The following is a 13055-nucleotide window of genomic DNA, read 5'->3' on the forward strand; positions in this document are numbered from 1 at the left end:
GTTACTGCTTTTTTCAAACAGAATCGGACGAGGTTGGATGACTTCCGTCTGGATCGTTCTCGTTATTATGTGTTCTTTTTAACATTCAGTCCGGCAAGTATTGTTGATAAAACCTCTTTTATCAATCAATCAGCCGCAATCCTTGTACCGATTTTTTATCAATCGCGCGGAACTGCCTAGCGCTCTTGAAAATAACAGGGGCGGAGACTGAAATCAGCCTCCGCCCCCTTACCGGTTCATTGAAACCGGACACAGTTGGCATTTATTGCCTCTGTGTAACAATTTTTAACGCTCCTGAAGAATCCGCAGCATCCGCCGCAGCGGCTCAGCGGCGCCCCACAGCAGCTGATCGCCAACGGTAAACGCGGAGATATACTCCGGTCCCATGGACAGCTTGCGGATGCGCCCGATCGGAACGCTCAAGGTGCCAGTGACCTTCGCCGGAGTAAGCTCCTCAATGGTCGCATCGCGCTCATTGGGGATGACTTTCACCCAGTCGTTTGCCTTTGCCAGGATTCCCTCGATTTCTGACACCGACAGATCTTTCTTGAGCTTGATGGTCAGCGCCTGACTGTGGGAGCGCATGGCGCCGATCCGCACACAGATACCGTCGATGGGGATCGGATTGGCGGAGCGACCGAGAATCTTGTTGGTCTCAACGCCGGCTTTCCACTCTTCCTTGCTCATGCCGTTATCGAGTTGTTTGTCGATGAACGGAATCAGGCTGCCTGCAAGCGGAACCTGGAAATGCTCGGTGGGAAAATCACCGGAGCGCATCGTTTCGGTAACCTTGCGGTCAATCTCCAGAATCGCGGAGGACGGGTCCTCAAGCTCGCTCTTCACGCTCTTGTTGAGCTCGCCCATCTGGTTGAGCAGCTCACGCATGTTCTGGGCACCGGAGCCGGAAGCCGCCTGATAGGTCATGGGCGACACCCACTCGATCAGGTCCTGCTCCAGCAAACCACCGAGGGCCAGCATCATCAGGCTGACGGTACAGTTACCGCCAATATAATCCTTGACGCCTTTTTCAAGCGCGGCATCAATGACGTTCCGGTTGACCGGATCCAGCACGATCACGGAATGATCGGCCATCCGCAATGTGGATGCCGCATCAATCCAGTAGCCCTGCCAGCCAGCATCGCGCAACTTCTGGTAGACCTCACCGGTGTAGTCGCCGCCCTGACAGGTAACGATCACATCCATGGCTTTCAGAATATCGATGTCAAAGGCATCCTGCAGAGGGGGCACCCCCTCCTTGCCCACGTCCGGCGCAGGTTTGCCTGCCTGGGATGTGGTAAAGAACACCGGCTCGATGTCTGCGAAATCGTTTTCTTCACGCATGCGCTGCATGAGGACAGAGCCCACCATGCCACGCCAACCTACAAGTCCAACTCGCTTCATGGGCGATCTTCAGACCTCGTTTTATGCCCGCCCGCTACCGTTATCGCTGGCAGGGACAGGGTGGATGATCCCGCGGCAACTGCATCCCGTCACCGTCGGGTCTCAAATTATCGGATTGTTCAGCGGCTGATTATAACGCAGCGAGAACAGCCTCTCCCATTTCCCGGGTGGACACCTTGTTCGCACCCTCGGACATGATGTCCGCTGTTCGCAGCCCCTGATCAAGGACCTTGCTGACCGCGACCTCGATCGCTTCGGCCGCTTTCTCTTCGTTCAGACTGTAACGAAGCATCATGGCGGTACTGAGAATCGTGGCCAACGGGTTTGCGACGCCTTTGCCAGCGATATCCGGTGCCGAGCCATGGCAAGGCTCGTACATGCCCTGCTTCCGGGAATTCAGGGAAGCCGAGGGCAACATGCCGATAGAACCGGTCAGCATAGCCGCTTCGTCCGAAAGAATATCACCAAACATGTTGCCAGTCACAATCACGTCAAACTGCTTGGGTGCCCGAACCAGCTGCATGGCGGCGTTATCCACATACATGTGGGACAGCTCCACATCCGGGTATTCCCGGCGCAGGTCGTTCATGATTTCACGCCACAGGACAGTGACTTCCAGCACATTCGCCTTGTCTACGGAGCACAGCTTTTTGCCCCGCTGCTGGGCCGCCTCAAAGGCAACGCGACCGATTCGACGAATTTCCGATTCCTTGTAAGCGTAGGTGTTATACCCCTGGCGCTCGCCGCTCTCGAGCTCCCGAACGCCTCTCGGCTGGCCAAAATAGATACCGCCAGTCAGCTCCCGCACGATCATGATGTCCAGGCCAGAGACCACCTCGGGCTTGAGGGAAGACGCTGAAGCCAGCTGCGGATACAGGATGGCCGGACGCAGGTTGGCGAACAGCTCAAGGTTGGAGCGCAACCCCAACAGCCCCTTTTCCGGCCGCTTGGCCATGGGCAGATTGTCCCACTGCGGTCCACCAACGGCGCCTAGCAGAATGGCGTCGGCGGCCTTGGCTTTCTCGAGAGTTTCATCCGGGAGCGGCGTATCGGTGGCATCGATAGCAGCACCACCGACCAGTCCCGCCTCGAACGTGAGACCGAGATTGAACTGTTCGTTAACCTTGTGAAGGACCTTTTCCGCTTCTGCGACAATCTCCGGGCCGATGCCGTCGCCGGGAAGCATGAGGATTGTTCTGGACATGTTATTTCCTTGTTGGATTCCTTTATGTCGGATTACGCTGCGCTAATCCGACCTACTGGGGAGCTTGCAAACATTTCGGGACCGTAGGTCGGATTAGCGCAGCGTAATCCGACACCAGACTCAGCTGCCAGCGCCAAACAACCAGGGAGCGGTCTTGCGACGACTTTCCTCATAGGACCGGATTGCGTCCGCATCTTCCAGCGTGACGCCAATATCGTCCAGACCGTTCAACAGACAATGCCGGCGGAAGTCGTCCACTTCGAACGTGAAGGTCTCACCGGAGGGGGTCGTAACGGTCTTGGCCTCCAGATCCACCGACAGCTGATACCCCTCGCTCTCGTCCACTTCCTCGAACAAACGATCTACAACTTCTTCCGGAAGAACAATAGGTAACAGGCCATTCTTGAAGCAGTTGTTGTAGAAGATGTCGGCAAAGCTCGGGGCTATGATTACCCGGAAGCCGAAGTCCTCAAGCGCCCAGGGCGCGTGCTCGCGACTGGAGCCACAACCGAAATTACGACGGGCCAGCAGCACGCTGGCGTTTTTGTAGCGATCCTGGTTGAGCACGAAATCCGGATTGATGGGCCGGGTGGAACTGTCCTGGTCCGGCTTGCCCTCGTCGAGGTACCGCAGCTCATCAAACAGGTTCGGACCAAAGCCGGTGCGCTTGATGGATTTGAGGAATTGTTTGGGAATGATCATGTCCGTGTCCACATTGGAACGGTCCATGGGGGCAACAATACCCTGGTGTTGCGTAAATGCGCGCATGGTTCTCTCCTGTGGATCAGTGCATCAGCTCACGAACATCAACAAAATGCCCGGCAACCGCAGCCGCCGCGGCCATGGCTGGGCTTACCAGGTGAGTCCGCCCACCAAAGCCCTGACGACCTTCAAAGTTCCGGTTCGACGTGGAGGCACAATGCTCTCCCTGCCCCAGCTTGTCGGCGTTCATGGCCAGACACATGGAACAGCCGGGGTCCCGCCACTCCAGACCGGCCTCGATAAAGATCTTGTCCAGCCCTTCCTGCTCGGCCTGGGCCTTGACCAGACCGGAGCCCGGCACCACCATTGCCTGCTTCAGCGTCGGCGACACCTTGCGACCTTTCACCACCGCCGCCGCCTCACGCAGGTCCTCGATCCGGCTGTTGGTACAGGAGCCGATGAATACGCGGTCCAGCTTGATCTCGGTGATCGGCATGTTCGGCTTCAGGCCCATGTATTTCAGGGCGCGAACAATGCCTTCACGCTTGATCGGATCGGCTTCCTGCTCCGGGTCCGGCACATTGCCATCAACACCAGCGACCATCTCGGGTGAGGTGCCCCAGCTGACCTGAGGCTTGATCTCGGAGCCTTCCAGCTCCACCACCTTGTCGAACTCGGCGTCATCATCACTGCGCAGCGTACGCCAGTACTCCACCGCCGCATCCCACTGCTCACCTTTGGGACCGAACGGGCGATTACGGACATACTCGATGGTGGTGTCGTCCACCGCCACCATGCCCACCCGGGCGCCGGCCTCGATGGACATATTGCAGATGGTCATCCGCCCTTCCATGCTCAGGCCCTGGATAGCCTCGCCGCCGAACTCGATGGCATAGCCGGTACCACCGGCGGTGCCAATCTTGCCAATGATGGCCAGCACCACATCCTTGCCTGTCACGCCCGGCCCGAGCTTGCCGTTCACCTTCACCAGCATGTTCTTCATTTTCTTCTGCACCAGGCACTGGGTGGCGAGCACATGCTCCACCTCGCTGGTACCAATGCCATGAGCCAGACAGCCGAAAGCGCCGTGTGTAGAGGTATGGGAATCACCACAGACGATGCTCATACCAGGCAAGGTTGCGCCCTGCTCCGGCCCGATTACATGCACAATGCCCTGGCGCTGGTCCTTGATCTTGAATTCCAGAATCCCGAACTCATCGCAGTTCTTATCGAGGGTTTCCACTTGAATCCGGGACACCGGATCAACAATGCCTTCGACACCCCGATCCCGATCGGTGGTCGGCACGTTGTGGTCCGGGGTGGCAATGTTGGCATCAATCCGCCATGGCTTCCGGCCAGCAAGACGCAGGCCCTCAAACGCCTGAGGCGAGGTCACCTCGTGCAGCAGGTGACGGTCGATGTAGATCAACGCGGAGCCATCGTCCCGCTGTTTGACCAGATGGTCGTCCCACAATTTGTCGTATAAGGTCTTGCCCGCCATGGTTCTCTCTCACTCTCTGGGGGTTTCTGGTTCTTGCTCAGTATTCGCTTATTCTAACGTCAGCTCCTGAATAACCTCAATTCATGTTTTTTATCTATCCCATCCCTATCAGTTATACTACGGAGAAGGTCACGGGTTGGGATAGTCTTTTCAAAACACGCCGACAAGCACATCCATGTGGGCTCGAATCGGGCCATCCCTGGCCCTCTACGGTTTTGAAAAGACTATCCCAACCCGCGCCCCGAACCTCGCAGGTGTACCCGTGCTGCCCGTGTTGACTGGAGGCTCTGGCCTTCGAAAACCGTAGAGCGCCAGGGATGGCGCGACCGAGCCCTACAGGGACGTATTTACGGGCGTGTTTTCGGAGGCCAGAGCCTCCAGGCAACCCGCACAAGGTTGATTTTGTGGAGCAAGAATTCCGTGGATTCAAACGCACTTAAAGCATTTCTGACGATCGTCGACCAGGGCTCCTTCTCGGAGGCGGCCGAAACTCTGCACCTGACGCAACCGGCCATTTCCAAGCGCCTGGCCGCCCTGGAGAACCAGCTCGGCACCACGCTGATCGACCGCAGTCACCGCCAGATTAGACTGACCGACGCCGGCAGCCGGCTGCTGCCCCACGCCCGCAAGATACTGGATGAAATTCACAACGCCAGGGTCGCCCTCTCCCCCGACTCCGGTGAGGTGGAAGGCGAGCTGCAGATCATCGCCAGCCACCACATCGGCCTGCACCACCTGCCCAACTGGCTGCGCCGGTTCAAACGGGAGTATCCGCAGGTATCGATCAATCTGCAGTTCATGGAATCCGATGCGGCCTACGAGCAGATGCGCAAGCGCAATGCCGAACTTGCGTTCGTCACCCTCAGTGACAGCATGGAGCCAAGTTTTCAGGTCTTTGCCCAGTGGCCGGACGACATGGTATTTGTTGCCGGCGCGGAACACACGCTATCGCAACTGGCCAAACCGACACTGAAGGATCTTGCCGTGCATCCGGCGCTGCTTCCGGATACCAGCACAGCCACTTATCGGGTGGTCAGCCGCCTATTCCTTGAGGCAAACCTGCACATGAATCCGCAAATGCCCACAAACTATCTGGAGACCATCAAGATGATGACCAGCGTGGGCCTTGGCTGGAGTGTGCTGCCCACCCGCATGCTCGACACCAGTCTGCGAGTGCTGGACATTGGAACGCCGGTATCCCGGGTATTGGGAGGCATCGGCCTGGCTGGCCGGCAGTTGAGCAACGCATCCAAAGCCCTGCTTGAGATCGTCCAGCAGGAAGAAAACGCCTGACGTTCAGCTCTGGTCCGGAACCGGTGGCGGCCGCAGGCCCCGCCAGGTAATCACAATAGCGATCAGCATGGCCGCGGCCCCTCCCCAGAACGCGGCGGAGGTGTCGAACCCATCCACCAGGAAACCGGACAACCAGGCACCGATCGCGCCGCCAGCACCAAAGGTCAGCCCGCTGTACAGCGCCTGCCCCTGGCCATGGTGATGCTGCCCGAAAAAGCCCTGAATATACTGTACGGACAGCGCGTGTAAGACCCCGTAGGACGCCGCATGGAGCAGTTGCGCGAACAACAGCACCACCACCACATCCGTGACCTCGGCAATCAGGATCCAGCGGATCATGGTGAGAGTCAGTGCCCCAATCGCAATCTGACGAACCGTGAAGTTCCGGGTCAGCCGGTGCATCACCAGGAACAAAGCGATTTCTGCAAACACCCCCAGGGACCAGAGCAAACCAATGGACAGCTTGCCATACCCATGCTGGGCCAGATGAATACTGAAGAAGGTGTAGTAGGCACCGTGCGAAACCTGAAGCAGGAAGTTCATCAGGAAGAAGGTCACCACCGCCGGGTGGGTCACGATGGCTTTCAGGCTGCCTTTCGGCGCAGGCGGCTTGCGCTCTCCTCGCTCGGAGGGAACCAGAAACGCCGAAACGGCAATTCCAGCAAATACCGGGAGCAGCAGCCACGGCAGGGACTGAATAGGCATCAACTCCAGGAGTCCACCCACCAGCGCCACAGCCCCAATAAAGCCCACCGAGCCCCAGAGCCGCACGCGACCATACTTCTCCTTCTGGGCACCCAGGGCCCGAAGCGTGATCACTTCATAAAGGGGCAAGATGGCGTTCCAGAAAAACGTGAACGCCAGCATAACCAGCAACAAACCGTAGAAACCCGGCTCCAGAAATACCCCCGCAAAGAACAGCGACCCGGTAATGGCGCCAAATCGCACCAGCCGAACCCGCTGCCCGGTTCTGTCCCCGAGCCAACCCCAGACACTGGGCGCAACGATCTTGGTGAGCTGGATGGTCGCCATGAGCGTGGCGATCTGGAGATAGGAAAAACCCTGGCCCTCAAGATAGAGAGACCAATACGGGAGGAGCCCGCCCAGGAGAGCGAAGAACCAGAAATAGAGGTTAGAGAGTCGAAAGTAAATGGCGAAACCCCTGTCAGCCTACCCGGGATGCCCGGTGGCTTTGGTGGGATCGATTGCCCAAAAATGTGGAGCGCCAGGGATGGCGCGACCAAGCCCTACATGGACGTATTCACGGGCGTTTTTTGGGCAGTCGATCCCGCCGAAGCCGCTTCTCCAAATCCCGCGGTCAAAGCTGCCCAATCACCGGCGTAGAAACAGAAACATCCGCATTCTGGCCACGATGCCGCAGGTAATGATCCATCAACACGATGGCCATCATGGCCTCGGCGATCGGCGTTGCACGAATACCTACGCACGGGTCATGGCGTCCAGTGGTGATCACTTCGCAGGGATCGCCGTTCACATCGATGCTGCGCCCCGGAAGCCGCAGGCTCGAGGTCGGCTTCAGGGCAATGCTCGCCACAATCGGCTGCCCCGAGGAAATGCCCCCCAGCACACCACCGGCGTTGTTGGACAGAAAGCCCTCCGGCGTCATCTCATCGCGGTGCTCAGTGCCCTTCTGCTCTACGCAGTCAAACCCGGCGCCAATCTCCACGCCCTTTACTGCATTGATGCTCATCAGCGCGTGGGCCAGATCCGCATCCAGGCGATCAAAAATCGGCTCGCCAAGTCCCGGCGGCACACCCTCCGCTACCACATTAATGCGCGCTCCGATGGAATCGCCTTCCTTACGGAGCGCATCCATATAGGCTTCCATCTCCGGCACCTTGTCGGCGTCAGGACAGAAGAACGGATTCTGGTGCACCTGCTCCCAGTCCAGTTTCTCGGCCTTGATCGGCCCCAGCTGCGACAGGTAGCCACGGATACGCATGCCCAGGCGCTGCTCAAGGAACTTCCTCGCTATCGCCCCCGCCGCTACACGCATGGCGGTTTCACGCGCGGAGGAACGGCCACCGCCGCGGTAGTCCCGCACGCCGTACTTGTGCATGTAGGTGTAATCAGCGTGGGCGGGCCGGAACTGCTCGGCAATCTTGGAGTAGTCCTTCGAACGCTGATCGGTATTCTCGATGATCAGCCCGATCGGTGTGCCGGTTGTCTTGCCTTCGAAAACGCCGGAAAGAATCCGCACTTCATCGGCTTCCCGGCGCTGGGTGGTGTGTCTGGAAGTACCGGGCTTGCGGCGATCAAGATCGCGCTGCATGTCGGCTTCAGACAGCTCAAGCCCGGGAGGACAGCCGTCGATGATACAGCCCAACGCGGCGCCGTGGCTCTCACCAAAAGTGGTTACGGTAAACAGTTTTCCGAAGGAATTTCCCGACATAATTCAGTATCTTGTTAAGCAATTGTAAGAAACAGGATTAACGTGAAGCCAACCACTGCCGCAGCTCGGCTTCGCCAATCACGAAAACACCATCGCCGCCGTTCTCGAACTCCAGCCAGGTCAGCGGCAGATCCGGGTAGGCATCATCCAGCGCCACCCAGCTATTACCGACCTCCACTACCAACAAACCACCCGGAGTCAAATGGTCAGCCGCTTCTGCAATAATTCGGTGCGCAATGTCCAGACCGTCCTGCCCGGCTGCGAGGCCGAGTTCCGGTTCATGGCGGTACTCGTACGGCATATCCGCCAGATCTTCAGCATCCACGTACGGCGGGTTGCTGACGATGACATCAAAACGTCCCTCAACCTTTTCGAACACGTCGGATTGCACGGTACTTACCCGGCCACGCAGATTGTGGAGATCGATATTCGAATCCGCCACCTCCAGCGCGTCCGCTGAAATATCCGACAACACCACCTCTGCATCAACAAACACCGACGCCGCCCCGATTCCTATGCAGCCGCTGCCGGTACACAAATCCAGGATCCGCTCAACAGCCCGGTCACCCAACCAGGGCTGGAACCCGTTTTCGATCAACTCACCAATGGGTGAACGTGGCACCAGCACACGCTCGTCCACATGGAAAGGCATGCCCATGAACCAGGCCTCACCCAGCAGATACGCCAGGGGAACCCGTTCATTCACGCGACGATCAATGCGCTCAAGAATGGTATTCCGCTCTTCCCAGGTCAGCCTGGCATCCAGAAAAACGGTGTTGTTCTCAAGCGGCAGATGCAGGCTGCGCATCACCAGTTGAACCGCCTCATCCCAGACGTTGTCGGTGCCGTGGCCAAAGAACAGGGGCGAGGCGGCGAAGCGGGATGACGCGTAGCGAAGGTAATCCCGAACGCTGTGAAGGTCGTCGATGGGGCTGGTCACAAAGTCTGTCCTGTCCGTGAGCGTGTCAGCGCCGGATTATACGCTGTTTGCGGGCGACACTGCAGCCTTGCGACCAACCCGACGAGCAACTTTGTCAGATTGCCAGGGGCCCGGAACTGTTGCGACTCTCCTCGAACCGGTCCAGTGCCGCCGCCATGCGCTCCCGCCCGAGCTGAATCAACTCCGGTGCCTTGTGGTAGTCATAGCTTCGGCAGGCGTTCTTGGGAATGTTCACCAGGAGATCTGGCGGATAACCGGCAATCTTGTACTGAACCAGCGCGCTTTGCATGGTCTCGATGGTCAGGTTCATGACATCAAACTTGCCGATACCCAGCTTGTCCCAGTCTATGGTTTCGTGCTCTTCCTGAGTTTTCGGGTCCAAAGACTTTCGCTCAACGTGCTTTTGATGTTCTTTTTTACTGACCTCCCGGCTGATCTTCTCTTCCGGACTGTCGTCGTTGCCGGCCTTGCGAGCGCCGAGGGATTTCAGTGTGTCCCAGTCGAACCAGCGCGAAGCTTTCTCGCGGATGGCGTCCACCCATTCATCCATCTCGCCGCCTTCATCATCGTTACTGCTGAAGGCCGCGTCTGGGATACGACGGCGACGGTCGTCCTCGCCGCTGAGATTGACGGCAACAATCAGGTCCGCGTGCGATGAAATGGTCGGAATAATCGGCAAGGGATTGAGCAAGGCTCCATCCACCAGCACACGTCCGTTGAGGACCAGTGGCGTAACCACGCTGGGAATGGCCACTGAGGCCCGTATGGCCTGGTCCAGCGGCCCCTCCTGAAACCAGATTTCTTTGTGGGCCAGAAGATCGGTAGCCACCGCTGTATAGGCAATAGGCAGGTTTTCGATGCGGGTGTCGCCAAGCATCTCCCGCACCACGGAGAAAATCTTCTCGCCCCGTATGGCGCCCACTGAATTGAAAGTCACATCGAGGAGTTTCAGTACGTCGAACTGGCCGAGCCCGGTCACCCAGTCCTTGTAGTCCTGCATCTTGCCAGCACCGAACATGCCGCCAATGAGCGCACCCATGGAGCACCCTGAAATGGCCACGATGTCGTAGCCGCGCTCGACCAGAATCTCAATGGCGCCGATGTGGGCATAGCCCCTGGCGCCGCCACTACCGAGAGTCAGTGCCACGGTTTTCCGGCGCTTCCCCGAAACCGCGCCCTTCTGGGAACTGGCCGGGGCCTGACTTGCAGAAATATCCGAGCTTTTGAGTACCGTCGATGCGTGATCTCTGGGCTCGTCGTCCTGGGCCGATTCACTTTTTTGAGGGTCGTCGTCCTGTGATTTACCCATTACCTTCACCCCGATACCACGATTAATTCCACCCGGTTCCCCTGACGATCCGGGTCCTTGAATACCCCCGCCGGTCCCGGCACGATGATTGTCTGCTGGCTTCTGGGCACGCCGGTCTTGGTCAGCACCTCTGACAGGGATTCTGCGGCCATTCGTGCGCGCTCAACCGCTTCGCCAAAGGATTCATCCGCTTCCAGTTCAGAATAGCCTACCAGGACAACCACCGCCCCTTCTTGCGAGGCCAGATCCGACAAGCGGCGGCGATCAGATCCGCGCCAGTCAAAACGGTAGGTCACGCCGCCTTGCCAGGGCACAATGATCGGCCCTTTGACCCGCTCATTTACCGTTCCGAGCCCGGGTATCGTGGCACCCGATCCGACCCTAAGGTGCTCCACCCATACATACTCCCGAAGGTTGCCTCGGGTAACCGTGTACACCAGGGTCAACCACCGGGCACCATCCTCGGCGATGGAGCCGGCAACGAGGTAGTCCTGAGTATCGTCCCGACCGAGCAGCGTGCGCTGGCCAAAAATCTGATTGGCCCAGACGTTGCTCCGACCGCAGCGGATGCCCGCGCAGTCAAACAGAACCTGGGCATTGCGCTCGTTCAGCACCCGCTGGTAGTGATCCCGTGCGCTTTCCCGATTGGCGTCCCGCGCCAGCTGATAGAGACGACCCTCACCCTCAACCGGCAACCGGGCAAGGCTCTCGGAGCGAATCTCATCGTTGACTTCCCGTACCGGACTGAACAGAACAAGATGCCCTGTCGACTGGATCTCCACAGTGTTCTCCAGTGTGGATTGGGCGAACGGGACCGGAAAATCCGCTGGCGAGGCAGAGACCAGGGACGGCAACGCCAATGGGGCCAAAACGAGAACGAGGCGGGCGTATATCGATTTAAGCAAAGGATTACTCACCTTCAAGAAATTGGACGACAGCGTCAGCAACCGGGGCAGTCTCACCGTCCAGATGACAGTGATGACCGCCGGGCACCCGGACAGTCTGGAGCCTTGCGATCGCGCCGGCCCGAGCATCGAGGTCTTTTCTGTACGAAAGAAGTCCGGCATCGGCCCTTATAAACAGCGTCGGTGCCTCGATGGCCTCCAGCGTGGCCAGCACCTGCTCTTCCGTCATCATCAGCGGCGAGGGGTGGCGCAAGCGCGGATCGGTCCGCCACACGTAACCCTCTTCGACAGATGTCAGGTTGCGGGGGCTCAGAATTAATGCAGCCTCCCGACTCAGGGGGCTCAAGCCGCCCTCACGGGCCCTGGCCGCCGCGGCTATATCCGGATAGACCGGCGGCATCCCGGAGCCGGAAATCCGCTTCTTGATAGCCTTGCGCAGCTGCGAAACGGTTTCCGAAGCCGGTCGGCTGATGGCGCCCAGGCTGTCAATCATCACCAGTTGACGGACTCGCTCCGGGAACGTGGCTGCATACAAGGCGCACACGATACCCCCGAGGGAATGACCCACCAGGTTGACACAACCATCCGCAGTTTCCTGGAAATACCGTTCAACCAGCTCCGCCAGATCGGCGACATAATCCATCAGCTGATAACTCTGCCCTTCCGGACGGTGGCCGGAGTGCCCGTGGCCGGCGAGGTCGATGGCATGAACTGGCCCGAGTCGCGCCACGTCCGGCGCCAGCCTGGCAAAACTCAGGCTGTTATCAAGCCAGCCATGGACAAGTAGCGTTGGTGTGTTTTCGTGAACACCCGGCTCACACGCCCAGCTCAGACCGGCCAGGGTGATATGCCGGAGCTTCCATTGAGCCTCTCGACAACCTTGCAGCTCGTCCTTGGCAAATCCGGGAGGACCCTCGCCGGCAACCGCAGAGACAGATGTTGCCGTGTCACTCATCGGCTGCTCCCTCACATTGTGTGTGTCGGGCGATCAGAGCTCAATGAGCCTGCCAGGTAGGATTCAATTTTGGTCCGGGCAGTTTCGTCGTCGCCATTGAACTGCACGCCGATGCCGGCAGCGCGGTTGCCCTGGGCGCCCTTGGGAGTAATCCAGATCACTTTGCCAGCCACCGGGATTTTTTCCGGCTCATCCATCAGGTTGAGCAACAGGAACACTTCGTCGCCCAGCTGATACTGCTTCTGGGTGGGAATAAACAGGCCGCCCTGACGGATGTACGGCATATAGGCGGCGTACAGGACCGCCTTATCCTTGATCGTCAGGGTGAGAATGCCACTGCGCGCGCCAAAACCGGGCCCCATATCTGACACCTTTCTCCGGAATTATCATTAGGTTGGAAGGGATCCTGAAAATCCCTTTCATCAGGCAATC

12 protein-coding genes are annotated in these 13055 nt (G+C 58.6%); 1 reads left to right on the forward strand and 11 read right to left on the reverse strand.

Annotation, left to right across the window (positions count from 1 at the left end):
- Nucleotides 1-285 precede the first annotated feature (285 nt).
- The 4 genes from asd to leuC all read right to left on the reverse strand — a co-directional run bounded on the left by asd (nt 286) and on the right by leuC (nt 4808).
- Entirely contained in the window at nt 286-1401 is a 1116-nt protein-coding gene (gene asd / locus BM344_RS02260; protein ID WP_091985522.1) for an aspartate-semialdehyde dehydrogenase, read from the reverse strand.
- A gap of 130 nt (nt 1402-1531) precedes the next feature.
- Nucleotides 1532-2605, reverse strand: a complete 1074-nt coding sequence (gene leuB / locus BM344_RS02265; RefSeq protein ID WP_091985525.1) for a 3-isopropylmalate dehydrogenase — start codon at nt 2603-2605, stop codon at nt 1532-1534.
- A gap of 120 nt (nt 2606-2725) precedes the next feature.
- Nucleotides 2726-3373, reverse strand: coding sequence for a 3-isopropylmalate dehydratase small subunit (leuD, locus tag BM344_RS02270; RefSeq protein ID WP_091985528.1), 648 nt, complete (start codon nt 3371-3373; stop codon nt 2726-2728).
- A 16-nt stretch (nt 3374-3389) separates the two neighbouring features.
- Complete coding sequence (gene leuC / locus BM344_RS02275) at nt 3390-4808, reverse strand: 3-isopropylmalate dehydratase large subunit (protein ID WP_091985530.1); 1419 nt, start codon at nt 4806-4808, stop codon at nt 3390-3392.
- Between the two features lie 420 nt (nt 4809-5228).
- Here leuC and BM344_RS02280 point away from each other — a divergent pair, with 420 nt between their 5' ends.
- A complete protein-coding gene (locus BM344_RS02280) occupies nt 5229-6101 on the forward strand; it encodes a LysR family transcriptional regulator (protein ID WP_091985532.1) in 873 nt (290 codons plus the stop codon).
- A 3-nt stretch (nt 6102-6104) separates the two neighbouring features.
- On the opposite strand, the gene BM344_RS02285 is transcribed toward BM344_RS02280, so the two are convergent.
- The 7 genes from BM344_RS02285 to BM344_RS02315 form a co-directional block, all read right to left on the reverse strand.
- Complete coding sequence (locus BM344_RS02285) at nt 6105-7253, reverse strand: MFS transporter (RefSeq protein WP_091985534.1); 1149 nt, start codon at nt 7251-7253, stop codon at nt 6105-6107.
- A 166-nt stretch (nt 7254-7419) separates the two neighbouring features.
- Complete coding sequence (aroC, locus tag BM344_RS02290) at nt 7420-8514, reverse strand: chorismate synthase (RefSeq protein WP_091985537.1); 1095 nt, start codon at nt 8512-8514, stop codon at nt 7420-7422.
- A 37-nt stretch (nt 8515-8551) separates the two neighbouring features.
- Nucleotides 8552-9454: a 50S ribosomal protein L3 N(5)-glutamine methyltransferase gene (gene prmB, locus BM344_RS02295; RefSeq protein ID WP_091985538.1), complete on the reverse strand. Its 903-nt coding sequence runs from the start codon at nt 9452-9454 to the stop codon at nt 8552-8554.
- 94 nt (nt 9455-9548) lie between these two features.
- The gene (locus BM344_RS02300; protein WP_091985541.1) at nt 9549-10763 is read right to left on the reverse strand and encodes a patatin-like phospholipase family protein; all 1215 of its coding nucleotides are present in this window, start codon (nt 10761-10763) and stop codon (nt 9549-9551) included.
- 5 nt (nt 10764-10768) lie between these two features.
- A complete protein-coding gene (locus BM344_RS02305) occupies nt 10769-11545 on the reverse strand; it encodes a DUF4892 domain-containing protein (RefSeq protein WP_322853407.1) in 777 nt (258 codons plus the stop codon).
- 127 nt (nt 11546-11672) lie between these two features.
- Complete coding sequence (locus BM344_RS02310; RefSeq protein WP_091985546.1) at nt 11673-12623, reverse strand: alpha/beta fold hydrolase; 951 nt, start codon at nt 12621-12623, stop codon at nt 11673-11675.
- Nucleotides 12624-12634: 11 nt separating this feature from the next.
- A complete protein-coding gene (locus BM344_RS02315) occupies nt 12635-12985 on the reverse strand; it encodes a PilZ domain-containing protein (protein ID WP_008171779.1) in 351 nt (116 codons plus the stop codon).
- Nucleotides 12986-13055 lie beyond the last annotated feature (70 nt).

Source organism: Marinobacter gudaonensis, from assembly GCF_900115175.1.
In the GTDB taxonomy this organism is placed as follows: Bacteria; Pseudomonadota; Gammaproteobacteria; order Pseudomonadales; family Oleiphilaceae; genus Marinobacter; species Marinobacter gudaonensis.

Coding starts and splice junctions, on each gene's coding strand:
- asd (WP_091985522.1), bottom strand. CDS start 1,401: ATGAAGCGAGTTGGACTTGTAGGTTGGCGTGGCATGGTGGGCTCTGTC.
- leuB (WP_091985525.1), bottom strand. CDS start 2,605: ATGTCCAGAACAATCCTCATGCTTCCCGGCGACGGCATCGGCCCGGAG.
- leuD (WP_091985528.1), bottom strand. CDS start 3,373: ATGCGCGCATTTACGCAACACCAGGGTATTGTTGCCCCCATGGACCGT.
- leuC (WP_091985530.1), bottom strand. CDS start 4,808: ATGGCGGGCAAGACCTTATACGACAAATTGTGGGACGACCATCTGGTC.
- aroC (WP_091985537.1), bottom strand. CDS start 8,514: ATGTCGGGAAATTCCTTCGGAAAACTGTTTACCGTAACCACTTTTGGT.
- BM344_RS02300 (WP_091985541.1), bottom strand. CDS start 10,763: ATGGGTAAATCACAGGACGACGACCCTCAAAAAAGTGAATCGGCCCAG.
- BM344_RS02310 (WP_091985546.1), bottom strand. CDS start 12,623: ATGAGTGACACGGCAACATCTGTCTCTGCGGTTGCCGGCGAGGGTCCT.
- BM344_RS02315 (WP_008171779.1), bottom strand. CDS start 12,985: ATGGGGCCCGGTTTTGGCGCGCGCAGTGGCATTCTCACCCTGACGATC.